21 protein-coding genes are annotated in these 24595 nt (G+C 62.2%); 7 read left to right on the top strand and 14 right to left on the bottom strand.

Translation table 11 applies throughout. The features are described 5' to 3' along the window. Positions 1 to 15: 15 nt before the first annotated feature. The 7 genes from ACZ0AZ_RS24135 to ACZ0AZ_RS24105 form a co-directional block, all read right to left on the bottom strand. Positions 16 to 1647, bottom strand: coding sequence for a BatD family protein (locus tag ACZ0AZ_RS24135; protein ID WP_463538332.1), 1632 nt, complete (start codon positions 1645 to 1647; stop codon positions 16 to 18). Further along, positions 1644 to 3380 (bottom strand): tetratricopeptide repeat protein, encoded by a 1737-nt coding sequence (locus ACZ0AZ_RS24130; protein ID WP_463538331.1) that lies wholly within the window; start codon positions 3378 to 3380, stop codon positions 1644 to 1646. The genes ACZ0AZ_RS24135 and ACZ0AZ_RS24130 overlap by 4 nt, the downstream gene beginning before the upstream one ends. Then, on the bottom strand, positions 3377 to 4456 hold the full coding sequence (locus ACZ0AZ_RS24125; RefSeq protein WP_122610882.1) for a vWA domain-containing protein: 1080 nt from the start codon (positions 4454 to 4456) through the stop codon (positions 3377 to 3379). Before ACZ0AZ_RS24125 ends, ACZ0AZ_RS24130 begins: the two co-directional genes overlap by 4 nt. Beyond that, on the bottom strand, positions 4449 to 4946 hold the full coding sequence (locus ACZ0AZ_RS24120) for a DUF4381 domain-containing protein (protein WP_056789462.1): 498 nt from the start codon (positions 4944 to 4946) through the stop codon (positions 4449 to 4451). The genes ACZ0AZ_RS24125 and ACZ0AZ_RS24120 overlap by 8 nt, the downstream gene beginning before the upstream one ends. Continuing rightward, positions 4943 to 5887 carry a DUF58 domain-containing protein gene (locus tag ACZ0AZ_RS24115; RefSeq protein WP_016774988.1) on the bottom strand — a complete coding sequence of 315 codons (945 nt, stop codon included), beginning with the start codon at positions 5885 to 5887 and terminating at the stop codon, positions 4943 to 4945. The genes ACZ0AZ_RS24120 and ACZ0AZ_RS24115 overlap by 4 nt, the downstream gene beginning before the upstream one ends. A gap of 5 nt (positions 5888 to 5892) precedes the next feature. After that, positions 5893 to 6852 (bottom strand): AAA family ATPase, encoded by a 960-nt coding sequence (locus tag ACZ0AZ_RS24110; protein WP_007913915.1) that lies wholly within the window; start codon positions 6850 to 6852, stop codon positions 5893 to 5895. A gap of 276 nt (positions 6853 to 7128) precedes the next feature. Next, entirely contained in the window at positions 7129 to 7482 is a 354-nt protein-coding gene (locus ACZ0AZ_RS24105; protein ID WP_463538330.1) for a hypothetical protein, read from the bottom strand. 290 nt (positions 7483 to 7772) lie between these two features. Between ACZ0AZ_RS24105 and ACZ0AZ_RS24100 the strand changes: the two genes are divergently transcribed. Both ACZ0AZ_RS24100 and ACZ0AZ_RS24095 read left to right on the top strand, forming a co-directional pair. Further along, positions 7773 to 9167: a hypothetical protein gene (locus tag ACZ0AZ_RS24100; RefSeq protein ID WP_463538329.1), complete on the top strand. Its 1395-nt coding sequence runs from the start codon at positions 7773 to 7775 to the stop codon at positions 9165 to 9167. Positions 9168 to 9646: 479 nt separating this feature from the next. Further along, on the top strand, positions 9647 to 14542 hold the full coding sequence (locus tag ACZ0AZ_RS24095; protein ID WP_463538328.1) for an NAD-glutamate dehydrogenase: 4896 nt from the start codon (positions 9647 to 9649) through the stop codon (positions 14540 to 14542). Positions 14543 to 14707: 165 nt separating this feature from the next. Here ACZ0AZ_RS24095 and ACZ0AZ_RS24090 read toward each other — a convergent pair whose 3' ends face one another. The 4 genes from ACZ0AZ_RS24090 to pdxR all read right to left on the bottom strand — a co-directional run bounded on the left by ACZ0AZ_RS24090 (position 14708) and on the right by pdxR (position 18119). Next, positions 14708 to 15421: an ATPase gene (locus ACZ0AZ_RS24090; protein ID WP_129999488.1), complete on the bottom strand. Its 714-nt coding sequence runs from the start codon at positions 15419 to 15421 to the stop codon at positions 14708 to 14710. A gap of 216 nt (positions 15422 to 15637) precedes the next feature. Then, complete coding sequence (locus tag ACZ0AZ_RS24085) at positions 15638 to 16039, bottom strand: cupin domain-containing protein (protein WP_039763958.1); 402 nt, start codon at positions 16037 to 16039, stop codon at positions 15638 to 15640. A 229-nt stretch (positions 16040 to 16268) separates the two neighbouring features. After that, a complete protein-coding gene (locus tag ACZ0AZ_RS24080; RefSeq protein WP_039763960.1) occupies positions 16269 to 16562 on the bottom strand; it encodes a putative quinol monooxygenase in 294 nt (97 codons plus the stop codon). Between the two features lie 123 nt (positions 16563 to 16685). Continuing rightward, on the bottom strand, positions 16686 to 18119 hold the full coding sequence (gene pdxR / locus ACZ0AZ_RS24075; RefSeq protein WP_463538327.1) for a MocR-like pyridoxine biosynthesis transcription factor PdxR: 1434 nt from the start codon (positions 18117 to 18119) through the stop codon (positions 16686 to 16688). Positions 18120 to 18562: 443 nt separating this feature from the next. On the opposite strand from pdxR, the gene ACZ0AZ_RS24070 reads away from it, so the two are divergent. Continuing rightward, positions 18563 to 19003 carry a carboxymuconolactone decarboxylase family protein gene (locus ACZ0AZ_RS24070; RefSeq protein ID WP_129999484.1) on the top strand — a complete coding sequence of 147 codons (441 nt, stop codon included), beginning with the start codon at positions 18563 to 18565 and terminating at the stop codon, positions 19001 to 19003. A 181-nt stretch (positions 19004 to 19184) separates the two neighbouring features. Here ACZ0AZ_RS24070 and ACZ0AZ_RS24065 read toward each other — a convergent pair whose 3' ends face one another. Next, on the bottom strand, positions 19185 to 19487 hold the full coding sequence (locus ACZ0AZ_RS24065) for a hypothetical protein (RefSeq protein ID WP_041480100.1): 303 nt from the start codon (positions 19485 to 19487) through the stop codon (positions 19185 to 19187). A gap of 149 nt (positions 19488 to 19636) precedes the next feature. Here ACZ0AZ_RS24065 and ACZ0AZ_RS24060 point away from each other — a divergent pair, with 149 nt between their 5' ends. The 3 genes from ACZ0AZ_RS24060 to ACZ0AZ_RS24050 are packed head-to-tail and all read left to right on the top strand — an operon-like array spanning position 19637 to position 21878. Beyond that, positions 19637 to 20359: a secretin and TonB N-terminal domain-containing protein gene (locus ACZ0AZ_RS24060; RefSeq protein ID WP_323164840.1), complete on the top strand. Its 723-nt coding sequence runs from the start codon at positions 19637 to 19639 to the stop codon at positions 20357 to 20359. Continuing rightward, positions 20356 to 20907, top strand: a complete 552-nt coding sequence (locus tag ACZ0AZ_RS24055) for an RNA polymerase sigma factor (protein WP_463538326.1) — start codon at positions 20356 to 20358, stop codon at positions 20905 to 20907. The genes ACZ0AZ_RS24060 and ACZ0AZ_RS24055 overlap by 4 nt, the downstream gene beginning before the upstream one ends. 32 nt (positions 20908 to 20939) lie before the next feature. Then, complete coding sequence (locus ACZ0AZ_RS24050; RefSeq protein ID WP_463538325.1) at positions 20940 to 21878, top strand: FecR family protein; 939 nt, start codon at positions 20940 to 20942, stop codon at positions 21876 to 21878. 978 nt (positions 21879 to 22856) lie between these two features. Here ACZ0AZ_RS24050 and ACZ0AZ_RS24045 read toward each other — a convergent pair. Continuing rightward, positions 22857 to 23465, bottom strand: a complete 609-nt coding sequence (locus ACZ0AZ_RS24045; RefSeq protein ID WP_463538324.1) for a prepilin-type N-terminal cleavage/methylation domain-containing protein — start codon at positions 23463 to 23465, stop codon at positions 22857 to 22859. Further along, positions 23462 to 23908, bottom strand: a complete 447-nt coding sequence (gspH, locus tag ACZ0AZ_RS24040) for a type II secretion system minor pseudopilin GspH (protein WP_463538323.1) — start codon at positions 23906 to 23908, stop codon at positions 23462 to 23464. Before gspH ends, ACZ0AZ_RS24045 begins: the two co-directional genes overlap by 4 nt. Positions 23909 to 24028: 120 nt before the next feature. Between gspH and ACZ0AZ_RS24035 the strand changes: the two genes are divergently transcribed. Next, a complete protein-coding gene (locus ACZ0AZ_RS24035) occupies positions 24029 to 24466 on the top strand; it encodes a type II secretion system protein N (protein WP_463538322.1) in 438 nt (145 codons plus the stop codon). The last annotated feature ends 129 nt before the right edge of the window (positions 24467 to 24595 follow it).

Below are 24595 nucleotides of genomic sequence, written 5' to 3'. Positions count from 1 at the left end.
TGCGATCTTTTGCTTTTACTTCGGATAAAGCGGCGGCAATCCACTCTCGCTCACCGGGTCCTGCACACGCTCGGCGGCGGGAATCGTTCGAATCGCCCGCCACAAATCCTCACCCTGCCAATGCTGCCCGGTCTCGCTGTACAGCGCGCCGTTCAGCCCATCCAGCGCATCCGACAACGGTACAAACCGCGCGGCCATGTCCGCTAGCGTCTCCGGTTGTTGCCGCGCCCAGGCGTCCAGTGCCTGGCGGGTGGCGTGGGGGTCGTTGGCCTGGCTGGCGCGTTTGATGTCGTCGAGCAGGGTGCGCGGGCTAGGGCCGGTCTGGGCGGCGCGGTGGATTGCCGGTTGCCAGCGGGCGCGCCACCAGAGGCCGAAGCCGAGCAGGGTGGTGCAGGCGAGGATCAGGGTGCTGAGTTTCCACCACCACAGGGTGTCACTGTCGGGCGTGCTCGGTTGCAGGGTGCCGGCCGGGGTGTCGATTTGCAGGCTGGGGTTGTTCGCCACTTGCAGGGTGCGCGCGGGCAGGCTGCTGTGTTCGAGGTGGTCTTCGAAGGTGTTCCACCAGACTACGTCGACGGTTGGCAGGTCGATCGCGCCGCTGCGGCTTGGCACCAGTGCTTCGCGTTCTTCGCGGCTGCCGATGATGCCGCGGTCGCTGCTCTGGTTGCTCAGCACCGGTTGGTCGGGGTAGCGGCGCAGGCCGTTGACGTCGGTGGCGGGCAGGGCTGGCAGTTGCGAGCTGGCGAGGCCTTCGACTTTGAGCGTCAGGCTGCGGGTCAGGGAATCGCCGACTTGGGTGTGGTCCGGTTCCGGGCTCCAGCTTTCGCTGAGGCTGAGGCTGCGCGCCGGCAACCATGGCGCATCGACCGGGTAGGTCAGCGGTTTCGGTTTGACCGTCAGCGGAATCGACGCCGAGCTGACGCGCATCAGTTTGCCGGGCTTGGGCCCCGAGGCGTCTGCCGATGGCGCGGTATCGACCAGCGTGGCGCTGAAGGTCTGCGGGGCGATCGTCAGCAGGCCGCTGTGTTGCGGGTAGATCGCGTAGCGCATTTCGATCACGCCGTGGCGCAGACCGTTGATGTCTTTCTCGTAGGTGCGCGTGTCGCCGAGCTGTTCGATGCGCGCATCGGCGATTTGCAGCGGGCTCAGGCTGCTGTCGTCGTACAGCGAGACTGAATGATAGATGCGCAGGGTCAGGATGGCCTGGGCCTGCACGTAAACGCTGGTCTGGTCGAGGCTGGCTTCGATGAACACCGGATCAAGGCTGTTGTTGTCTTCACGGTTGTCGCTGGCGATCACCTGCACGGTGATCGGCTGGCTCTGCGCGTCGCCCAGTTGCAGCGGCGGAATAACTACGCTGCCGTTCTCTTTCGGCAGCAGGGTGATGATCCAGCGTGTGGTCGCGCGGTTGTCGCCGTTGAGGGTGTTGAGCTGGTTGACCTGGCGCGTGCCGCGCACTTCGAACAGCGCTTCCAGCGCCGACAGGTCAGGCTTGCCGAACTGGGTGACGTCGTCAGTTTCGAGGGTGAGCTCGACCGTCTCGCCGGAGTTCAGGCGACTGCGATCCACGCTGGCGGTCAGCTCGGCCGCCTGAGCGGTGGCCGTGCAGATCAGCAGAGGCAGCAAGAGAGCGGTGAAGCGGGTCATCGAGTGTTTTCCTGATCCTGATGTTGTTGCTGTTCGTACCAGAATTTGCGCCTGAGCAGTTCGCCCGGATCGTCCGGGATCTTGCCCAGCCATTGCTCGAGTGCCTGACGCTGCTCGCCTTCGAGGTTGTTCTCGCTCGGGCGCAGGGTCGGCACCGTGTCGGTTTCCTCTTCCTCGGCACTGCCGGGTATTTCGTGAGGGCCGGGCAGCGGCGGGGCAGTCGGCGGCGGTTCGCTGGCCGACTCGGCCGGTTGCGCCTCGCTCTGAGTTTCGCTGCTGACCGCCGGAGGGGGCGCGGTGGTGGGCGAGGGCTCATCGCCGGGCAGACTTTGTTGGTTTGGCTGGTTGTCCGGTTCGGGCGGCGGCGGGCCGTTTTTCTGCTTCAGCAGGTTTTCCACCAGCGCCTTGTTGGTCTGCGCCGGACGCAGATCCGGTTGCAGTTCCAGCGCCTGTTCGTAGGCATCAATCGCCGCTTCCAGCTCGCCACTTTTGGCCAAAGCGTTGCCACGATTGTAGTGGGCGCGGGCATCGCTGCCCTCGGCAAAACGCTGAGCGGCGCCACTGTAGTCGCCGGCCTCGTACAACGCCACCCCTTGCCATTGATGATCATCGAAATGCTGCGCGGCTTCGGCCGGGCGTTTCTGCTTGAGCAAGTGCAAACCCTGTTGATCGGGGCGCAGCCACAAGTCTTCGAAGTCGAAAGCGTAGCTCGGTTGCGGCAGGCACCACAGCAGCGGCAGGCAGAACAGCCAGCCACGGCGGCCGGCACAGGCGGCGAGCAACAACAGCGGCAACAGCAGCCAGTAACCCTGATCGGCCCACGTATCTAGGCGCACGGTCTGGCCGTCGTCGCGCAGGCTGCGCGGGCCGTTGAGCAGGCCAAGGGCGCCGAGATCGGCCTCGTCGAGTCGCGCCGGGTGATACTCACCGCCCACGCTGTTGAGGAAAGCCGCCAGGCCCGGACTGTCGAGTTGCGGCAAGCGGATCGCGCCTTGCTCGTCCTTGAGGAAACTGCCGTCCTCCTGGGCAATCGGCGCACCTTCAGCGGTGCCGATGCCGAGCATCAGCAGTTGCGTCGACTCACCATTGAGCGCGCGACGGATGCCGCGCCGTTCGTCTTCATTGAGCGACGAACCGATCAGCAGAATCCGCCCCTGTCCCAGCGCACCTTGCTTGAGCAAGGCCAATGCTTTGCCCACGGCCAGATCGGCGCGGTGGCCGGCTTCCGGCATCAGCGACGGCTTCAGCGCGTCGAGCAGATTGCGACTGGTGGCCAGATCATCCGACAGCGGCACCAGCGTGTGCGCGCTGCCGGCATAAACGACGATGGCTGTCTGCGCATCGCTGCGCGCCTGCAACAGGTCGAACAGCTTGCGCCGCGCCTGTTCCAGACGCGTCGGCGGCGAGTCGGTGGCGAGCATTTCCGGGGTCAGTTCGAGCACCACCACCAGCGGGTCAGCGGGTTTCTGGCTGGTCTGTTCGACGCGCTCCCAGCTCGGCCCGAGCAAGGCCAGAATGGTCAGCAACCACGCCACACCAAGGGCGATCCACGGCAGTTTGCTCTGGCGACCGCTGCCGCCACTGAGCAGCGCAGCGTGAAATGCCGGCGGCAGAATCATCTGCCAGCGACCGGCGCGTTTCTGTCGGTGCCAGAGTTGCCAGAGCAGCCAGCCGAGCAGCGGCAACAGCAGCAGCCACCAAGGGCGGAACCAGTGCGGCCAGAGCGCGATCATCGGCGCCTCCGCAGACGCAAACGCTGCAAGCGCTGACGCCAGTCCGGCAGTGGACTTTGCAAATACAGTTGTTTGGTAAACAGGCGTTGCAGCGGGTTGTCCGGCCACAGCTCGCGGACGACCAGCAACAGGCTCAACCATAGCGCCAACGCTAGCGGCCAGTGATACAAGGCTTGCGCCGGGCGTGCCTGAGTCGGTTGCTGGGTCACCGGTTCGAGCTGATCGAGGGTGTCCTTGATCGCTTGCAGCTCCAGGCCGTCATGGGCGCGGAAGTACTGGCCGCCGGTGATTTCGGCGATGGCTTTGAGTGCCGGTTCATCCAGATCAAGGCTCGGGTTCACGCCGAGCAGGCCAGTCGAGCCGCTGTCCTCGGGATTGGCGCCGATGCCGATCGGATAGATTCTGACGCCTTCACTGGCGGCCAGTTTTGCGGCGGTCAGCGGATTGATTTCGCCGCCGTTGTTGGCGCCGTCGGTGACCAGGATCAGAACGCGACTTTGCGCCGGGCGCAGACGCAAGCGTTTCAGAGCCAGACCGATGGCATCGCCGATCGCGGTGTTCTTGCCGGCGATGCCGATCCGCGCCTCGTCAAGCCAGACGCGCACGGTGCGCCGGTCAAAGGTCAGCGGTGCTTGCAGATAGGCCTGGCTGCCAAACAGGATCAGACCGACGCGGTCGCCGTCACGGCTTTCAAGGAAATCCCCGAGCAAATGCTGCACCAGCGACAGGCGACTGACTTCTTCGTCCTGCCATTGCATGTCGGGGAAATCCATTGAGCCGGACACGTCCACCGCCACCAGTAGATCGCGGCCACTGGCGGCAATCGGCAGCGGTTCGCCGAGCCATTGCGGGCGGGCGGCGGCGATCAGCAGGATCAGCCACAACAGGATAAACGGCGCCTGCTGCCGCCAGGCCGGCAAGTTGGCGCGGGCGCGGCGGCGGGCGAGGCCTTCGAGGTCGGCGAGGAAACTGACTTTCAACGCCGGCTCGCCGCTGTCGGCCACCGGCAGGACAAGACGCATCAGCCACGGCAGCGGCAACAGCACGAAGATCCACGGCCAGGCGAACTCAAACATGTTTGCGAATCCACGTGTCGACCGCTTGGGTCAGGCCGGCGATGGCTTTGTCGTCGAGTTTGCATTCCGGTTTGTACGCGCCTTCGACCAGCACCATCCAGCGCGTCAGACCGGCGGCCGGGCAGCGGTTATCGAGGAAGGCCAGCCATTTGCGCCCGTTGAGGGTGTGGCTCTGGCTGTACGGATAGTGGTTGCGGCACAGGCGTTTGAGCAGGCCGTTGAGTTGTTGCAGCCAGGCGCCGGCCGGTGCGCCGTCGTAAGGCTTGGGCATTTGCGCCAGTTCGGCGAGCGCGGCGATGCGTACCGGGTCCAGCGGCTGCTCGGCGCGCACCACCGGGCGTTTCTTGATCGGAATGAAACGTCGCAGCTTCCACACGGCAAAACCCAGCAGCGGCAACAGCAGAAGCAGCAGCCACCAGCCCGGCGCCGGCGGCCAGAAGGCGATCGGCGGCGGCGAGATCAGCGGTTGCAGTTGGTCGAGGCCGTTCATCGACCTTTCCCCGGACGCTGCGGGTTCAGGAACTCGCGCATCTGCTCGACCATTTCGCTCTGCGTGCTCAACGGCATCAGCAACACCCGCAGCTTTTGTGCGAGCAATTCCCAGCGGGCAATGCGCGCTTCGGCCTGGGCGCGGTAGGTCTGGCGCAGGTCGAAATTCAGCGTGTCGATTTCCAGTTGCGCGCCGCGCTCGGCGAAGCGCAGCAGACCGGCGGCGGGCAGGGCGTGATCGAGTGGGTCGGACAGCGGCAACATCAGCAGATCACAATGCCGCGCCAGCAAACTCAACTGCTGCTCGGCGCTGTCGGACAACGCGCGTTCGTCGCAAATGACGATGGCCAGACTGCCCGGGCGCAGCACTTCCCGCGCGCGGCGCAGGGCCACGCCGAAGGCATCGCGATCCGGCTCGCGCTCGCTGTGCAGCGATTGATTGACCTTGACCAGACGGTTGAGCAATTGCAGCAGGCTCTGCTTGCTGCGCCGAGGCTTGATTTCGTAGTGCTCGTTATCGCCAAACACCAGCCCGCCGACGCGGTCGTTGTGCCCCAGCGCGGCCCAGCCGATCAACGCCGCGACTTGCGCCGCCAGCACCGATTTGAACATCAGCCCCGAGCCGAAAAACAACCGCGTGCTTTGCTCGACCATGATGAAAATCGGCCGCTCGCGTTCTTCATGGAACAGCTTGGTGTGCGGCTCTTGCGTGCGCGCGGTGACGCGCCAGTCGATGGTGCGCACATCGTCTCCGGCCTGATACACCCGCACCTGATCGAAGTCGACGCCACGGCCACGGAATTTCGAGTGATGCAGACCGATCAGCGGGCTGCGCTGGCTCGGCGTGGAAAACAGCTGCACCTCGCGCACGCGGTGACGCATCTCGATCAGCTCGGCGAGGCTGATGCGGATACCGGGTTCGGAGGGCAGGGCGGCGTTCATGGGGGTCAAGCGACGGCGACGACGTCGAGAATCCGCTGCACCACGCGGTCCTGATCGATGCCAGCGGCTTCGGCTTCAAACGACAGAATGATGCGGTGGCGCAATACGTCGAACAGCACGGCCTGAATGTCTTCCGGGCTGACGAAATCGCGACCGGCCAGCCAGGCGTGGGCGCGGGCGCAGCGATCAAGGGCGATCGAGCCGCGCGGACTGGCGCCGTAGGCGATCCACTCGGCCATTTCCGGGTCGAACTTGGCCGGGTTGCGCGTGGCCATGACCAGTTGCACCAGGTATTCCTCCACGGCATCGGCCATGTACAAACCGAGGATTTCCTTGCGCGCGGCGAAGATCGCCTGCTGGCTGACCCGGCGCTCGGGCTTGGTCTCGCCGTTCAACGCCTCGCCACGGGCCTGCTGGAGGATGCGCCGTTCGACAGCGGCGTCAGGGAAGCCGATTTTCACGTGCATCAAAAAGCGGTCGAGCTGGGCTTCCGGCAGCGGATAGGTGCCTTCCTGTTCGATCGGGTTCTGCGTGGCCATCACCAGAAACAGCGGCGACAGCTCATAGGTGCTGCGCCCGACGCTGACCTGACGCTCGGCCATCGCTTCGAGCAAGGCCGATTGCACCTTGGCCGGCGCGCGGTTGATTTCGTCAGCCAGCACCAGATTGTGAAAGATCGGCCCTTGCTGGAAGACGAAACTGCCGGTTTCCGGACGGTAGATTTCGGTGCCGGTGATGTCGGCCGGCAGCAGATCGGGGGTGAACTGAATGCGATGGAACTGGGCTTCGATGCCCTCGGCGAGTTCTTTGATCGCTTTGGTCTTGGCCAGACCGGGAGCGCCCTCGACCAGCATATGGCCGTCGGCGAGCAGGGCGATGAGCAAACGCTCGATGAGTTTTTCCTGGCCGAGAATCTGCGTTGAAAGAAAGGTTCGCAGCGCCAGCAGCGCTTCACGATGTTCCATCGATGACTGTTCCTGGAAAGGGGGTGGCCGGGGCGTTCGGATAACGCCGGGGCTGGGGGCGTTACTTTAATCCATCGTGGGGGGCGGCGACTAACGGCATTTTGTGCAAAAGAGCAAAAGATCGCGGGTTTCGGCAGCTTCCCGGTTGGAATGCGATCCCCTGTAGGAGCTGCCGAAGGCTGCGATCTTTTGATCTTTCGCAAAGCAGGAAATTGTAGCGGCGCCAGTGCCGGCCCTATCGCTGGCTTGCCAGCGATAGGGCCCTTCCAGGCCCCATCAAACCTCGCTGATAAAGGTCCCGGTCCCATCTAGAATATTCTTCAAAGTCTCAACAACCTCATCCATATCCACCATGTCGGGGTTGAACGCGATCTCCAGTACATCATCGCCATTCAACGCATCGGCATCCGCGGCAGCAATCTCGATCTTCAGCAGCTTCGCAGTCAGCGTGACCTTCACCCCGTCGAGCGTCGATGGCTCGCCATCGAGAGTGATCTCCAGCTCATCCTCGTCCGGATAACGGCTCATCAGGAACATCTCACCCTTGTCGCTGTGGCAGCACAGCATGGCCATGTTGTCTTCTTCGTCGTCGCACGGGTTGACGATCAGTAGGGCGGTGGTCATTTGCATGGGGAATTCCTGGGCAGTGGCGGCGGTGAATCTGTTCGAAGGCGCGATTTTGCCAGTCTCAACCGGTTTGCGCTGCCTGCATCGGTAAAAAGTGGCAAAGCAGACATTTCCGTCGCCCACTTCCGAGTAGCGAGAAGGGGAAATCCGACGCCCCTGTAGGGCGATTACAGATGACGATTTTTCTAGACGAAGTTGCGATATTTCGTTTGAGATAGCCACCATTTTGCCGTTAGTTTTGCCCTCCCAGCAAAGGACTGCGCCCACCCCAATGAAAAAAAGGACCTCTTTCGATGAGCCCATATTTCGAACGCGCCGAAGAAATCCGCCACCTGTCCGATGAACAGATCGAGGAAATCTACAAGCGCTATCTCGAAGGCGAGAAAACTGCCGCGCTGATGGCGGAATTTCAGATCCCTGCAACGGTGCGCAGTCTGCTCAAGGTTCTGCCACCGGTCGTCAGTGCCGACCTCAGCTGTCCTTACTGCAAGTTGCCGATGTGGATACGCCGACACGCCAGAGGTACTCCGCTTTCGCTGCGCAGTACATTCAAATGCGTACGCTGTGAGCACCAGCAAAGCCTTCCCGGTATCCATAGCCGCCAGACGACGTGCAGCTGCACAGAATGTTTCAAGGTGCGCCAGCAGCAGCTTGCCGCCCGGGCCGCGCGTGACCGCCTGGAATTGGAAGCTCGATATGGCGCGCGATGCCCCGCAGTGCCTTACGCCAATCTGGGGTTCGTGCAGAAGCTGACGTTGCTCGCCTTGCTGGATGATGGTTACGGCGCAAGCGTTGAGTGGATTGCGCCGTTGAATGCGCCATCCAGAGAAGAGCTGCTCGCCCTGACGTTCGAGGCCCGTGAAGAGTTGCTCAAGGGCCTGCACGAAGCCGGGGTGCTGGCAGTTTCCACCGATTCCGACATCAACGCCTTCGATCGCAGTGAGGGCTGCAATATCCGCGAGTACAGCGCGGTGCGCTGGCTGCCCAGCGTCACGCTCGACGGCGTGGCGCGCAGTACCCGCGAGAGTTTGTACCGTGTGCTGTATGAGGAGTTATCGGGCAGCGTCAAAGCCGCCTGGAAGAGCGAAATCTATTCGCTGGTCTTCAGTCTCGCCCGCGAAGCGTCCATTCAATACATTCGTGTGCTGGCCGCTGAAGTGGATTTTGCCTTCACGGCCGAAGCCCGTGCCGAGGAGGTGGTCGGGCAGTTGCTGCAGGATTTCTCGGTGAGTCAGCTGTATTACTTCGCCCGCCTCGCGGTGAGGAACGCCGCGCACTTCTACGCCACCGGCAATTCCAAGGGACGCAGCCATGCCTCCAACACCATCCCGCGCAACATGTTGGGCACGGCGCAGGACGCGCTCGCGCGCAACTGGCGCAAGAACGCCCATCGCGACGCGCGGGTGCCGCAAACGGCCTTGCAACGCTTGCTTTACGACGTGGTGCTGAAGGACAGCGGCGCCGGATTTTCCAAATCGCCGGGCATGTACTGGCGTGACGAACTGGTCCCGCAATTCTTTTCCGCCGTGGCCTTCGACAGCGACTTGCTCAGCCACCTGCGCCTGTTCTGCCGCGAGTGCGATTCGAGCAACATCGACGCCAGCATGGACAAGCAGATCCTGCAGACGATGTGCTACGACTGCGCCACGGTGAGCAAATTTCGAGCCTTCGAAGAATTGCCGGACTGATCCGCGTCAACCGCCAGCGCTGAACCGGATGCCACGCTCAGGGTCGATTAAAGGGCCTTGGGCGTTTTCGTTTCCGGATATGTAACGTCCTCAGCGACCGACCTGGCACGAAAGTCCCGTGAAACCGGGGTTTTGAACCTGCATTTCGGCCCACGCCTGCTAGTGTTGATGCAGGCCAAACCCTGCATTTACGTGCCAATGACCGAATATGTCGCAGCACCGCAAGCAGACACATTGTCGCACCCATTAAGCTGCGCAACGGATGAGCACCCGTAAAGGCATTGCCGGCAGCGCTGGCAGTCGCTTTTGCAGATGCTCATTCATGGAAGGTGAATGTGACCTGAGTGTCCCGTCCAGCTTCACCCACCTGTCTCCCTGTTTCCTCTGCCCGAGAATCAGGAACAGGGCGACACGAGGCCCGAAAGGGCTGTTGCACGCGACGCTTTCCATCAATAACAAGCTTAAGCGGAGTACCACAGATGGCGTTCTTCACCGCAGCCAGCAAAGCCGACTTCCAGCACCAACTGCAAGCGGCACTGGCGCAGCACATCAGTGAACAGGCACTGCCACAAGTGGCGCTGTTCGCTGAACAATTCTTCGGCATCATTTCCCTGGACGAGCTGACTCAACGTCGCCTCTCCGACCTCGCTGGCTGTACTCTCTCTGCGTGGCGCCTGCTTGAGCGCTTCGATCACGCGCAACCGCAAGTGCGTGTCTACAACCCCGATTACGAACGCCACGGCTGGCAGTCGACCCACACCGCGGTCGAAGTGCTGCACCACGACCTGCCATTTCTGGTCGACTCGGTGCGCACCGAGCTGAACCGTCGCGGCTACAGCATTCACACCCTGCAGACCACCGTGCTCAGCGTGCGTCGTGGCAGCAAGGGCGAATTGCTTGAAGTCCTGCCAAAAGGCAGCACCGGCGAAGGCGTGCTGCACGAATCGTTGATGTACCTGGAAATCGACCGCTGCGCCAACGCGGCCGAGCTGAATGTGCTGAGCAAAGAGCTTGAGCAGGTGCTCGGCGAAGTGCGCGTCGCCGTCGCTGACTTCGAGCCGATGAAAGCCAAGGTGCAGGACATCCTCACCCAGCTGGACAACAGCGCTTATCCGGTCGATGCCGACGAAAAGAACGAAATCAAAAGCTTCCTGGAATGGCTGGTGGGCAACCACTTCACCTTCCTCGGCTACGAAGAGTTCGTGGTTACCGATCAGGCCGATGGTGGCCACATCGAGTACGACCAGAGCTCCTTCCTCGGCCTGACCAAACTGCTGCGCACCGGCCTGACCTACGAAGACCTGCGCATCGAAGACTACGCCGTTGCCTACCTGCGCGAACCGACCCTGCTGTCGTTCGCCAAGGCCGCGCATCCGAGCCGTGTGCACCGTCCGGCCTACCCGGACTACGTGTCGATCCGCGAAATCGACGCCGACGGCAAAGTCATCAAGGAACACCGCTTCATGGGCCTGTACACCTCCTCGGTGTATGGCGAGAGCGTGCGGGTCATCCCGTTCATCCGCCGCAAGGTCGAAGAAATCGAGCGCCGCTCCGGCTTCCAGTCCAAGGCTCACCTGGGCAAGGAACTGGCGCAGGTCCTCGAAGTGCTGCCGCGTGACGACCTGTTCCAGACCCCGGTCGACGAACTGTTCACCACCGTGATGTCGATCGTGCAGATCCAGGAACGCAACAAGATCCGCGTGTTCCTGCGCAAAGACCCGTACGGTCGCTTCTGCTACTGCCTGGCCTACGTGCCGCGCGACATCTATTCCACCGAAGTCCGCCAGAAGATCCAGCAAGTGCTGATGGAGCGCCTGAAGGCTTCCGACTGCGAGTTCTGGACCTTCTTCTCGGAATCCGTGCTGGCCCGCGTGCAGCTGATTCTGCGCGTCGATCCGAAGAACCGTCTCGACATCGACCCGCTGCTGCTGGAAAAAGAAGTGGTCCAGGCCTGCCGCAGCTGGCAGGACGACTACGCCGCACTGACCGTCGAAAGCTTCGGCGAAGCCCACGGCACCAACGTGCTGGCGGATTTCCCGAAAGGCTTCCCGGCCGGTTACCGCGAGCGTTTTGCCGCGCATTCGGCCGTGGTCGACATGCAGCACCTGCTGAGCCTCAACGAAAAAAATCCGCTGGTGATGAGCTTCTATCAGCCGCTCGGTCAGGTTTCCGGCCAGCGCGAGCTGCATTGCAAGCTGTATCACGCCGACACGCCGCTGGCGCTGTCCGACGTCCTGCCGATTCTGGAAAACCTCGGCCTGCGCGTGCTGGGCGAATTCCCGTATCGCCTGCGCCACACCAACGGCCGCGAGTTCTGGATTCACGATTTCGCTTTCACCGCCGCTGAAGGTCTGGACCTCGACATCCAGCAACTCAACGACACCCTGCAGGACGCGTTCGTGCACATCGTCCGTGGCGATGCCGAGAACGATGCGTTCAACCGTCTGGTGCTGACCGCCGGTCTGCCATGGCGCGACGTGGCACTGCTGCGTGCCTACGCCCGTTACCTGAAGCAGATTCGTCTGGGCTTCGACCTGGGTTACATCGCCAGCACTCTGAACAACCACACCGACATTGCTCGCGAGCTGACCCGGTTGTTCAAGACCCGTTTCTACCTGGCACGCAAGCTCGGCAGCGATGATCTGGAAGACAAGCAACTGCGTCTGGAACAAGCGATTCTGACCGCACTGGACGATGTTCAGGTGCTCAACGAAGACCGCATCCTGCGTCGTTACCTCGACCTGATCAAAGCCACCCTGCGTACCAACTTCTATCAGACTGACGCCAACGGCCAGAACAAGTCGTACTTCAGCTTCAAGTTCAACCCGCATGCGATCCCTGAGCTGCCGAAGCCAGTGCCGAAGTTTGAAATTTTCGTCTACTCGCCACGCGTCGAAGGCGTGCACCTGCGCTTCGGCAACGTTGCCCGTGGTGGTCTGCGCTGGTCCGACCGTGAAGAAGACTTCCGCACCGAAGTCCTCGGCCTGGTAAAAGCCCAGCAAGTGAAGAACTCGGTCATCGTGCCAGTGGGCGCGAAGGGCGGCTTCCTGCCGCGTCGCCTGCCACTGGGCGGCAGCCGTGACGAGATCGCGGCCGAGGGCATCGCCTGCTACCGCATCTTCATTTCCGGTCTGTTGGACATCACCGACAACCTGAAGGACGGCGCCCTGGTGCCGCCGGTCAACGTCGTGCGTCATGACGACGATGACCCGTACCTGGTGGTCGCGGCGGACAAGGGCACTGCAACCTTCTCCGACATCGCCAACGGCATCGCCATCGACTACGGCTTCTGGCTGGGTGACGCGTTTGCGTCCGGTGGTTCGGCCGGTTACGACCACAAGAAAATGGGCATCACCGCCAAAGGCGCGTGGGTCGGCGTACAGCGCCACTTCCGCGAGCGCGGCATCAATGTTCAGGAAGACAGCATCACCGTGGTGGGCGTCGGCGACATGGCCGGCGACGTGTTCGGTAACGGCCTGTTGATGTCCGACAAGCTGCAACTGGTCGCTGCGTTCAACCACATGCACATCTTCATCGACCCGAACCCGAACCCGGCGACCAGTTTCGTCGAGCGTCAGCGTCTGTTCGACCTGCCGCGTTCGGCCTGGACCGACTACGACACCAGCATCATGTCCGAAGGTGGCGGTATCTTCTCGCGCAGCGCGAAAAGCATCGCGATCTCGCCGCAGATGAAAGAACGCTTCGACATCAATGCCGACAAGCTGACCCCGACCGAACTGCTCAATGCCTTGCTCAAGGCGCCGGTGGATCTGTTGTGGAACGGCGGTATCGGCACCTACGTCAAGGCCAGCACCGAAAGCCACGCCGATGTCGGCGACAAGGCCAACGATGCGCTGCGCGTCAACGGCAACGAGCTGCGCTGCAAGGTCGTGGGCGAGGGCGGTAACCTCGGCATGACCCAACTGGGTCGTGTGGAATTCGGCTTGAATGGTGGCGGTTCCAACACCGACTTCATCGACAACGCCGGTGGTGTGGACTGCTCCGACCACGAAGTGAACATCAAGATCCTGCTGAACGAAGTGGTTCAGGCCGGTGACATGACCGACAAGCAACGCAACCAGTTGCTCGCGAGCATGACCGACGAAGTCGGCAATCTGGTGCTGGGCAACAACTACAAGCAGACTCAGGCCCTGTCCCTGGCGGCGCGCCGTGTCTACGCGCGCATCGCTGAGTACAAGCGTCTGATGAGCGATCTGGAAGGCCGTGGCAAGCTGGACCGTGCCATCGAGTTCCTGCCGACCGAAGAGCAACTGACCGAGCGCGTCGCTGAGGGCCACGGCCTGACCCGTCCTGAGCTGTCGGTGCTGATCTCCTACAGCAAGATCGACCTCAAAGAGCAGCTGCTGGGCTCGCTGGTGCCGGACGACGATTACCTGACCCGCGACATGGAAACGGCGTTCCCGCCGACCCTGGTCAGCAAGTTCTCCGAAGCCATGCGTCGCCACCGTCTGAAGCGCGAAATCGTCAGCACCCAGATCGCCAACGATCTGGTCAACCACATGGGCATCACCTTCGTGCAGCGACTCAAAGAGTCGACCGGCATGAGCCCGGCGAACGTGGCGGGCGCTTACGTGATCGTGCGCGACATTTTCCACCTCCCGCACTGGTTCCGTCAGATCGAAGCGCTGGACTATCAGGTTTCCGCTGACGTACAGCTAGAGCTGATGGACGAGCTAATGCGTCTGGGCCGTCGTGCCACGCGCTGGTTCCTGCGTGCCCGCCGCAACGAGCAGAACGCTGCCCGTGACGTCGCGCATTTCGGTCCGCACCTGAAAGAACTGGGTCTGAAACTCGACGAACTGCTCAGCGGCGAAATCCGCGAAAACTGGCAGTCGCGCTATCAGGCATACGTCGAAGCCGGTGTGCCGGAATTGCTGGCGCGTATGGTTGCGGGCACTTCGCACCTGTACACGCTGCTGCCGATCATCGAAGCCGCCGACGTCACCGGGCAGGACCCGGCCGAAGTGGCCAAGGCCTACTTCGCCGTCGGCTCTGCGCTGGACATCACCTGGTACCTGCAACAGATCAGCGCCTTGCCGGTGGAAAACAACTGGCAGGCCCTGGCCCGTGAAGCGTTCCGTGATGACGTCGACTGGCAGCAGCGGGCGATCACCATCTCCGTGCTGCAACAGGGCGACGGCTCCCAGGACGTGGAAGCGCGCCTGGCGCTGTGGATGGCCCAGCACGAAAGCATGATCGAGCGCTGGCGCGCCATGCTGGTGGAAATCCGTGCTGCGAGCGGCACGGACTACGCCATGTACGCGGTGGCCAACCGTGAACTGCTGGATCTGGCGTTGAGCGGGCAAGCAATCGTGCCTGCGGTTGCTGCGAATGCCGAGCTTGAACTGGCGTAAGTAGTGGCTGAATGAAAAAGCCCCGGTATCGCGAGATGCCGGGGCTTTTTTATGCCTGTGTTTTTTGTGGCGTCTGGGCTGGCGCTTTCGCGAGCAGGCTCGCTCCCACAGTTGATCGCATTCCAAAATGTGGGAGCGAGCCTGCTCGCGAAGAGGTACTTACATTCAATACAATTTTTGAGCTGGTTTACTCTCGAGCATCGACACTTTCTCCACCGGCCGCACAACCAGATTACTGAGTGACCGATCAAACTCCCTTAACGCCTCAACCTGCAATTCTTCCTGCTGATTGATATCGGCCACGATCTCTTCCGAGCGCTTGAAGTCCGCCCACACTGGCGTCAGCTCCCTAGCCTCCGAACCCTTCGCGGTGCCGATGTAGTTCAACTGCCCATCGTAGAAATCGGCACTGACATCTGCGCGGATATCCGAGCTGCGCGAGGTGATCAATTGGCTGTGGGTATCGACGATCGCCACCACATCAGGCCTCGCCGCGCGCAAGCTTTGCATGTCCGGGTACACCGTCACCGAACCGAACTGACGTTGCAGCGAAGCGTTGACCCACTCCACCGCGCGATCCGGGCTGGAGCTGGCGACGTAGGCGTCGTGAATCGGCTGCACCAGCAGGCTCTGACCAAAACCGGTGCCGGCCTTGGCCTGATACTCGCGCAGGTATTGGCGATTGGCTTGGGTGCCGGGGCTGTAAATCACCCCCAGCGATACGCCGGGACCGCTGTTGACCAAAGTAGCGCTGCTGCGACCGGTCGGGTGCGGCAGCAGCGTGTCGAGGGATGACACGGCTTGCGGGGCAGTGGGAACAGAACAGGCAGAGAGCAGCAAAACGGAGATGGCCAGCAGGGCGGGAAGCGCAGGTTTCATGGTGTTTCTCCCGTGAAACAAGGTCTGTCGATGAGTGTGCACGGGCCGATGGTTCGGCGGATATTCAGGGTAAACCTGGCGGCATGACCATTGGTTGAATAACCTGTGGGGCGCTAGTTTTATTGGCTTTAAGCGCTCCCAGTTAATGCCGCAAGGCAATAAAAAAGGCGCAAATACTCGATTTGCGCCTTTCGTTTATGGCTGATCAGGCAGCCATCAGTTTTCCAGCGGAATCAGCACCTGCTCATCCGGGGCCAACACCATGAACACCAGCAACTTGGCCGGCTTGGTCGAACTGGCGTTTTTCGACACCAGATGCTCCGAGCCAGCCGGCTCGTACCAGAACTGGCCCTTCTTGTAAGTAATCGCTTTTTCGCCCTTGACCTGGGAAATCACTTCGCCATCGAGCACGTAAGCCATCGCCGTACCTTCGTGTTTGTGGGCGATCGAGGATTGCCCGGGCTTGTAGTCGACTTCGATCATCATGGCTTTCTTGCCGGGGGCGTTTTTCAGCAGTTGTTCCTGCAGGACGGTGATTTTCTCGGACGGATCGTGAGCCATTGCCGAAGCGGACAGGCTGAAGGCGAGGGCGGCGGCAAAGAAGGGCAGGGCTTTCATGGCGGGTTACCTGTGATGGTTGGGGTGTGCTCACAGTAGGCCGCAATGTGGCCGGTTCAAACGGCCAATATTCGCGAAGATCAGGTGACCAATTGGCCTCGGAAGGATTTCGGCGTGGCGCAAATCGCCTTCGCGAGCAGGCTCGCTCCCACAGGTTCTGCGGTTGCTCACCCATCTTGTGAACAACAAATAACCCTGTGGGAGCGAGCTTGCTCGCGAAGAGGCCAGCTCAGACGATGGGAAAGCTGTTGAAGTCGACGCTATTGGCCAACCGGCTGTCGATCAGGTCGATAAACCCCTGCGCCTCGGGCCGGTTGAAATGCGCCTGCATCGCCGCTTCCGACTGCCAGCGCGCGCTGACCGTCCAGCGGTGGCTGTCTTCGGGGCAGCGGTCGACCAGGTAGGAATCGCAGCCCGGAGTTTCGCGCAGGGTGTCGACGATCTTCTGCAATTGCTTGCCGAGCTCTTCCGAGCGGCCCGCAGCAGCCTTCACCTCAACCGTATTGATCACTTCGCTGGACATTGCTCACACTCCTGAATCAGGCCGGACGAATCCTGCTCACTGAGGGATAACGCCTGTGCAGAATAGGCCTGCCGCCATGAATCACCAATAACCAATCGGCGGTAAAAGCCTTATACCAACGGCTCATGACAGCTGTTCGAGGATGTCACGCAGGCGATCCAGAGCAATGTCGATGTCCAGGGTCTCGATGGCGCCGAAGCCGAAATACAGGCCTTCTTTCGCCGGCTGCTGGTAGTAGAAACCACTGATCGCATACAGGCCGACCTCGACCTTTTTTGCCAGCTCGATGACCAGCGGCAAATCGATCGGCACCTTGCAGAACACCGCCATGTGAAACCCGGCACTGGCCGGCACGGCTTGCAGCCATGGCGCAAGGTCGGTGGCCATGCGCTCGAGAATGCGTTCGCGACGTTGCGCGTAGATCGTGTGGCAGCGGCGGATGTGCTTGAGCAGGCAACCTTCGGCGATGAACTTGGCCAGCGCCCATTGCGGCAGGGTCGAGGCGTGCAGATCGGTCAGCTGTTTGGCGCGAATCACCGCCTCGATGATCGACGGCGGCAGGATCGCGTAGCCCAGGCGTAACTCCGGCAGCAGGGTTTTCGAGAACGTGCCGACGTAGGCGACGATGCCGCGCTGATCGAGGTTGTACAGCGAATCGGTGGGCCGGCCCTCGTAGCGGAATTCACTGTCGTAATCGTCTTCGATGATGATCGCCCCGAGCTCATGGGCGCGGGCGAGCAGGGCCTCGCGGCGCGCCTGACTCATCGCCATGCCCAGCGGAAACTGGTGCGAGGGCGTCACATAAATCAGCCGCGTGCCATCGGGAATCTGTTCGACCTGAATACCCTCGGCATCCACCGGCACCCCGACTACTTCGGCACCGTGCGTGCCGAACAACAAGCGCGCGGGCGGGTAGCCGGGATCTTCCATCGCCACCAGACTGCCGGGGCGGATCAGCACGCGGGCAATCAGGTCCAGCGCCTGCTGTGCGCCGTTGCATACGACGATGTCTTCGTCCTGACAATTGATACCGCGAGAAAACGCGATGTGCCGAGCGATAGCATTGCGCAGCGCCGGTAGGCCTTCAGCAACGCTGTAGAAGCCTTTGGACTGGGCCATCTGCCGCATCGCGTGGGCGACGCAGCGGCGCCAGTCGTCCTGCGGAAACTGGCCCTTGCTAGTGGCGCCACCGATGAAGTCGTAGCGCAGTGAACCTTCCAGCGTCGGGTGACGGAGGAACACCGGCAGATTGCGCCAGCTCTCGATCACCTCGGCACTGGCCAGCTCGGTGTGGCTCTGCTTGCGCTGCACCTGCGCCGGGCGGGCGTTGACATAGGTGCCTTTGCCAATCACCCCGGTGAGGAAATTTTCGTAGGTCAGCTGCGCATAGGTGTCGGAAATGGTCTTGCGCGAAATGCCCAATTGCTCGGCCAGCAAGCGGCTCGGCGGCAACTGCGTACCCGCCGCCAACCGCCCGGATTCAATCGCCGCGCGCAACTGCTGATACAACTGACCGGCAAGATCCTTGCGGCCGTTGATCACGACATGAAGTTCCATACCGACGAGGCTCCCGGGTGTTGAGTGAAGTGTCGGTCAGATTAGCGTTGTTGGGCTTTTGGCAGTAGTTGCGTGGAGTAAAAACCGCAAATTGGCGTAAATCCCTGTGGGAGCGAGCCTGCTCGCGAAAGCGGTGGGTCATTGAACAGATTCGTTGTCTGACACTCCGCTATCGCTGGCAAGCCAGCTCCCACAGTTTTTGCGGCGTGCACAAATCTTGTGAACGACGTTAAACCTTGTGGGAGCTGGCTTGCCAGCGATGGCGGTGGTGCAGTGGATGAATATTTGTCTGGGAAACCGCTTTCGCGAGCAAGCTCGCTCCCACAGGTATTGCGTTTGGCCGAGGTTCGGTGGTGTAGCCGAAATTCGTGGAATTGGGGCTGTAACACAGCCTGCACAGCCCTTACCGTGAACTCATCATTCCGCCTGCCGAGAGCCGCGCCATGCCCCTGCGTCTGGATTACTACAACGCGTCGCCCAAGGCGATGAAAGCGATGCTTGCCATGGAGGCGCTGACCGCCAACCTGAGCATCGAAGCGCCGCTGCTGCAACTGATCAGGATCCGCGCTTCGCAACTCAACGGCTGCGCATTCTGCACTGACATGCACTCGGTGGACGCGCGGCGAGCCGGGGAGAGTGATCGGCGTCTTTACGCGATCGCGGTGTGGCGCGACAGCAATTTTTTCAACCCCCGCGAACGCGCGGCGCTGGCCTGGGCCGAGGCGGTGACGCTGTTGGCCGAAAGCCACGTGCCCGATGACGTCTACCAGCAGGCGCGCGAGCAATTTGATGAAGGTGAACTGGTGGATTTGACGGTTGCGGTCAGCACGATCAACAGCTGGAATCGCTTGGCCGTGAGTTTCCGCCAGACCCCGAGTGACTGAAAAGCGCCCATCCCTGTGGCGAGGGGATTTATCCCCGTTCGGCTGCGCAGCAGACGCCAAAACGGTGAAAACGGTTTATCTGACAGATCAGAGTCAGGCGACTTCGGGGCCGCTGCGCAACCCAACGGGGATAAATCCCCTCACCACAGGCGCTAAATCCCCTCAGCACCCACAGTGCGATTCAATTCGCCGGCCGCTGCGGTTTCACTGATGTGCCAAACGTATTGCCCATCCGCGTACTGGTCGCCGCCGGTGTAGCCAGCCCGACCTGATTCGGCGCGCGCTTGTGCACCGGCACATTCAACGCTTCCATGTTTTTCTGCGCCGCCGCCGCGCCGTCGGGATTGTTGCCCATCTGTTGGCTCAGGCAATCGTAATTCGGTGCCTTGTAACCGCCGACCGTGACCTCGACACAGCCCAGCGGCTCCTCCGCCTGCGCCGCGCCCACCGTCATCAGCAAGACCCACATCCACCGCGTTTTCATGTCCGCCTCCTGGCCCGCCGGAATGGGCCGCTCTGGGTTTGAGTCTAGTGCAAGCGCGGGGCAAAACCCGTGATGGTTTTTTTGCACCGCCCGTCATACCAGAGTCATAAATGCCCCGCAGGATAGCGATTTTCAGGGGTGCGCCAGTCGTGCAGCGAGGCAGTTCGCGGATCAGTCTTCAGCGCTCGGCGACGCTTGTGCGCCGCGCGGGTCTGGGGTGGCTGCTCGGTCTGCTGGCCAACGCGGCCAACGCAGATCCGGCAGCGGCGGACATGCGCATGACCTTGCACATCCCGGCGCAGGAGCTGGCCCGGGCGCTGGATCAATACAGCCGCGCCACGGGCGTCGCGGTGTTGGTCGACAGCCAGTTGAGCCGGGGCCGTCGCTCCCTCGCCGTGGATGGCGAATTCACCGCCGCCGACGCTTTGCGCCATCTGCTCGGCGGCACCGGGTTGATGGCGCGTTATGCCCGCGCCGACGCGTTCACCCTGCAAGCGGCGCAGGTGGAAGACCTGCCAGTGCCGACGGACAAACCCACGCCGGCCGCTGTCGCGGTCAACCGCAGTTACGCGACGGCGGTGCAAGCGGCGATCGAGCGCAAGCTGTGCCGTTCGCCGCTGACCCGGCCGGGCAGTTATCGCGCGGTGTTGCAGGTGTGGGTCGGGCGCGACGGCGTGGTGCAGCACAACCGGTTGGTCACTTCGACCGGCGATGTACGGCGCGATAACGCGCTGGTGGAAAGTTTTCGCAACCTCACAATCGATCGGCCGACGCCCAGCGCCTTGCGCCAGCCGGTCACGTTGCTGTTGTTACCGGAGTCGTCAGGGAAACGCATGGAATGCACGAGATGGGAAGGAGTTTCCGGGGGATGAAAGACGCCGGACAAAGCGTGATGGGCCAGCTGTTCCTCAGCTCTTACGAGGATTTTCGCGCGCGCCTGCGCCGCCGCCTCGGCTCCGAGGACCTGGCCAACGACGTGCTGCACGAAACCTGGCTGCGGGTCGATCGCATGGAGACCCCGCCGAACCTGCTCAAGCCCAACGCCTACCTGTATCGCATGGCCCTGAACATCGCCGCCGACCGCCGTCAGGCCGATGCGCGCCTGCTCACCGGCACCGAAGTCGAGGAACTGCTGCAACTGAGCGACGAAGCCCTCGACCCGGCGCGGGTGGTCGGCGGGCAAAAGGAGATGCAGGCCCTGCTCAGCGCCTTGTACGAACTGCCGGCACGGCGTCGGCGGATCTTCATCGCCGCGCGGCTGGAAGAGGCGCCGCACCTGGAAATCTCCCAGCGTTTCGGCATCTCCACGCGCATGGTCGAAAAGGAAATCAAAGCCGCGTTGGGCTTCTGCGCAGCGAAACTGGAAAGAAAAGTGTTTCAGCGGTTCGGTCGCGGGGCCGGAAAACCGTCTAGCGAATAGTGACCCGATTAATCCGTTGAGAATTTGCGCGTTTGAACATCTTTCGACTGAAACCCGCCGAGCCTTCGGCCACCGAGTTGCTGCACAGCGAAGCCCACGACTGGCTGATCCTGCTGACCTCGGGCCGCGCCACCGTCGCCGACGCCCGCGCTGTGCGCGAATGGTGCGCGCAAAGCGGCGAACATGCCCGGGCCTTCGAAGAAGCCAAGCGGCTATGGCATCGCCTGCAACCGGCCGCCGAAGCGCTGCAGGGTCGACGCAGCTTCGGTCGACGGGCATTTCTCGGCGGCGCGATTGCCGCATCCGCCGCGTTCCTGCTGGTGCGCGGCACCATTCCCGGCGGCTTCGAAGGACTGGGCGCCGACTACATCACCGAAGTCGGCCAGCAGCGCCGCGTCGAACCGGCGCAAGGTGTGAGCCTCGAGCTGAACACGCAGACCCGCATCAACCAGCGCAGCGTCGAAAACGGCGTGCAGGGCTTTGAACTGGTGAGCGGCGAAGTCGAAGTGCAAACCGCACGCCTGCCACTGGCGATGCAGGCCGGAGCAGGGTGGTTGCGCGCCAGCCAGGCGCGCTTCAACCTGCGCAACACCGACCAGCAAGTCTGCGTGACCTGCCTCGACGGCGCGGTCGACGTCGCCATCGACGGCCGCAACCTGCGCCTCGAAGCCGGCCAGCAAGTCACCTACGACGCACGGCAAATCGGCAACGTGCAAACCGTCGACACCGCCGCCGTGATGAACTGGCGCCAACAAGTGCTGGTGTTCAACGGCGCGACCCTCAGCCAGATGATCGACGAAATCAACCGCTACCGCCCCGGCATGCTCCTGCTGCTCAACCGCGAACTCGGCCAACGCCGCGTCCAGGCCCGCTTCAACCTCGACCAACTCGCCGGCGTCGCCCTGCTGATCCGCGATGCCTACGGCGTCAAATGCACCGAACTGCCGGGCGGCGTCGTCGTGCTCAGCTAACTGCCTGCCACACACAGATCCCCTGTGGGAGCGAGCCTGCTCGCGAAAGCGGTTTCCCAGCCCACCAATATCTTCCGGTCGCACTCGAACCCTGTGGGAGCTGGCTTGCCAGCGATAACGGCCTAACAGCCCACCAACCTAAAGCTGACCGCCCCCAACCCAATTGTGGGAGCGAGCCTGCTCGCGAAAGCGGTTGCCCAACTGACCAATATCGTCCGGTCGCACTCGAACCCTGTGGGAGCTGGCTTGCCAGCGATGACGGCCTAACAGCCAACCAACCTGCAGCTGACCGCCCCCAACCCAACTGTGGGAGCGAGCTTGCTCGCGAAAGCGGTCTACCATCTGACCAATATCTTCCGGTCGCACTCGATCCCTGTGGGAGCTGGCTTGCCAGCGATGACGGCCTAACAGCCAACCAACCTGCAACTGACCGCCCCCAACCCAACTGTGGGAGCGAGCTTGCTCGCGAAGCGGTTGCCCAACTGACCAATATTTTCCGGTCGCACTCGAACCCTGTGGGAGCTGGCTTGCCAGCGATAACGGCCTAACAGCCCACCAACCTAAAGCTGACCGCCCCCAACCCAATTGTGGGAGCGAGCCTGCTCGCGAAAGCGGTTGCCCAACTGACCAATATCGTCCGGTCGCACTCGAACCCTGTGGGAGCTGGCTTGCCAGCGATGACGGCCTAACAGCCACCCAACCTGCAACTGACCGCCCCCAACCCAATTGTGGGAGCGAGCTTGCTCGCGAAAGCGGTCTACCATCTGACCAATATCTTCCGGTCGCACTCGAACCCTGTGGGAGCTGGCTTGCCAGCGATGACGGCCTAACAGCCAGCCAACCTGCAACTGACCGCCCCCAACCCAATTGTGGGAGCGAGCCTGCTCGCGAAAGCGGTCTACCAGTAACAACAATATTGACTGACCCACCGCAATCGCGCGCAGGCTCACTCCTACAAAAGCCCTGCGGTGGTCCCGGCTACTGCAACAACCCAATCACCTGCCGATACCGCTCAACCCCCTGCGCCGTCTGCCGACTCAAACGAATCTCCAACCCCAACGGATCCTCCCGCCGATTGCCACTCAACTGCCGCCAGCCTTTATCGATTTCCCAAACCCGCACCTGCACATCACTCACCTCACTCAACACCGCCACCCCATTCCCAGGCGCCGGCAACGGATAGCGACTCCGCGCCTCAGCCACCGCCCGATACAACGTGTCGCCCTTGACCCACCACCGAACCCGCTGCAACGCCCCCGGCTGATCCGCCGCGCTACGAATAATGTCCAGCCGAAACCCCTTGCTGTCGCTACTGCGCACCGTCACCGACGGCGGCGCGGTCGGCGCCTCATCCTCAGCCCCGACCTTGCGCGGCTCGCTCAACTCCACCCCGGCGCGCATGTCCACATCGCGCTGCAACTGATTCAACACCCGCAACAACCCATCGCTCTGCTCACTGCTCGCCTGCAAATGACTGTCCGCCCGCGTCACACTGTCCAGCCCGCGCCAGGCAATCAGACTCACCACCGCCATCAGCAAAATCGCGACCATCACCTCGATCAGAGTGAACCCTTGCTGAGTCTTCATTGAATACTGATCCGCCCACTGCCATCGCGCAGCACACTCAGCCGATTGGCCCCATCCGACAAAATCAGCCGCAACGGCGGATTGATCCACTCGGCATTCAGCACCACCGTCTGCCGCGGCTCCACACGCACCTCCACCTTCGGACTCTGCCACGCGCGCGGGCGCAACTGCGCGTCCTCCTTGAACGACTCAAACCCCACGCCATCATCCCCACGCCGCCCAAACCGAAACCCCTTGGCATCCGCCGCCCACACAATCGGCCGCCCATCCGCGCGAGCCTCGGCCTGCGCCACCTGCAGCAACTGCGCAACCCGCTCGGCATCCTTGCGCAACAACTGCAACGGATCGGGCTTGATACTCAAACTGATCGCCGCGCTGGCAATCCCGATGATCACCAGCACCACCATCAACTCGATCAACGTAAAACCCTGCTGCCTGCTCATCACCCACGCGCTCCTTGGCGTCCCACCCCATCGTGCCCGGCGAACATGTAAGGCATGTGAAATAAAACGGAGAGAATTGCCGCGTAGGCTGGCAACAGGGACAACAAGGAGCGACAACCCATGAAATTCACCACACGGATTACCCCGGCACAAACCGTCCAGGCCCTGGCCCTGCTCGCCGCGCTGGTGGGCGTCGCGACATGGTCGTCGCTGCTGCTGACATCGGCGGAATCGCACACCCCCGCAGCCACCCCGCAAGTACTCGCGGCGAGGAGCGATAGCCCGGCGTTGCAGTGGTTCTCCAATGAGACCGCGCCGGTGGATATCAAGGTGAGCGGGGTGATCGCGGGCGGGAGTGGGACGGTGGCGATATTGAGTTTGAATGATGGCGCGCCGAGGAGTTTTTTGGTGGGGGAGAAGGTTGGGGTTGGGGTGAAGTTGGTGGGGGTTGAGGGGGATGGGGTGGTGATTGAGCGGGGTGGGGAGAGGGTGCGGTTGGGGGTTGAGAGGTTGAGGGAAGGGGTGGAGATGCCGAGGCTGATCCGGCCGGAATTGTAGAATGGAGAAATAGGGACAACCCCGAGGTCTTGGCGTGTACTTTTGCCCAAAAGCCAACAATTGTGGTTGTCCGTTATCGGCCAAAAGCGGACATCCAAGAACGACTGCTCGGGCCAAAAGTGAACTCAT

The sequence above is a fragment of the Pseudomonas sp. AC239 genome, from assembly GCF_979258545.1.
The sequence above is the reverse complement of the archived record's forward strand: the minus strand, read 5'-3'. Positions and strand labels throughout refer to the sequence as shown.

Bases quoted from the DNA above. Each gene is read 5' to 3' on its own strand.
- ACZ0AZ_RS24135 (WP_463538332.1), bottom strand. From the start codon at position 1,647: ATGACCCGCTTCACCGCTCTCTTGCTGCCTCTGCTGATCTGCACGGCC.
- ACZ0AZ_RS24130 (WP_463538331.1), bottom strand. From the start codon at position 3,380: ATGATCGCGCTCTGGCCGCACTGGTTCCGCCCTTGGTGGCTGCTGCTG.
- ACZ0AZ_RS24125 (WP_122610882.1), bottom strand. From the start codon at position 4,456: ATGTTTGAGTTCGCCTGGCCGTGGATCTTCGTGCTGTTGCCGCTGCCG.
- ACZ0AZ_RS24120 (WP_056789462.1), bottom strand. From the start codon at position 4,946: ATGAACGGCCTCGACCAACTGCAACCGCTGATCTCGCCGCCGCCGATC.
- ACZ0AZ_RS24115 (WP_016774988.1), bottom strand. From the start codon at position 5,887: ATGAACGCCGCCCTGCCCTCCGAACCCGGTATCCGCATCAGCCTCGCC.
- ACZ0AZ_RS24110 (WP_007913915.1), bottom strand. From the start codon at position 6,852: ATGGAACATCGTGAAGCGCTGCTGGCGCTGCGAACCTTTCTTTCAACG.
- ACZ0AZ_RS24105 (WP_463538330.1), bottom strand. From the start codon at position 7,482: ATGCAAATGACCACCGCCCTACTGATCGTCAACCCGTGCGACGACGAA.
- ACZ0AZ_RS24100 (WP_463538329.1), top strand. From the start codon at position 7,773: ATGAGCCCATATTTCGAACGCGCCGAAGAAATCCGCCACCTGTCCGAT.
- ACZ0AZ_RS24095 (WP_463538328.1), top strand. From the start codon at position 9,647: ATGGCGTTCTTCACCGCAGCCAGCAAAGCCGACTTCCAGCACCAACTG.
- ACZ0AZ_RS24090 (WP_129999488.1), bottom strand. From the start codon at position 15,421: ATGAAACCTGCGCTTCCCGCCCTGCTGGCCATCTCCGTTTTGCTGCTC.
- ACZ0AZ_RS24085 (WP_039763958.1), bottom strand. From the start codon at position 16,039: ATGAAAGCCCTGCCCTTCTTTGCCGCCGCCCTCGCCTTCAGCCTGTCC.
- ACZ0AZ_RS24080 (WP_039763960.1), bottom strand. From the start codon at position 16,562: ATGTCCAGCGAAGTGATCAATACGGTTGAGGTGAAGGCTGCTGCGGGC.
- pdxR (WP_463538327.1), bottom strand. From the start codon at position 18,119: ATGGAACTTCATGTCGTGATCAACGGCCGCAAGGATCTTGCCGGTCAG.
- ACZ0AZ_RS24070 (WP_129999484.1), top strand. From the start codon at position 18,563: ATGCCCCTGCGTCTGGATTACTACAACGCGTCGCCCAAGGCGATGAAA.
- ACZ0AZ_RS24065 (WP_041480100.1), bottom strand. From the start codon at position 19,487: ATGAAAACGCGGTGGATGTGGGTCTTGCTGATGACGGTGGGCGCGGCG.
- ACZ0AZ_RS24055 (WP_463538326.1), top strand. From the start codon at position 20,356: ATGAAAGACGCCGGACAAAGCGTGATGGGCCAGCTGTTCCTCAGCTCT.
- ACZ0AZ_RS24045 (WP_463538324.1), bottom strand. From the start codon at position 23,465: ATGAAGACTCAGCAAGGGTTCACTCTGATCGAGGTGATGGTCGCGATT.
- gspH (WP_463538323.1), bottom strand. From the start codon at position 23,908: ATGAGCAGGCAGCAGGGTTTTACGTTGATCGAGTTGATGGTGGTGCTG.
- ACZ0AZ_RS24035 (WP_463538322.1), top strand. From the start codon at position 24,029: ATGAAATTCACCACACGGATTACCCCGGCACAAACCGTCCAGGCCCTG.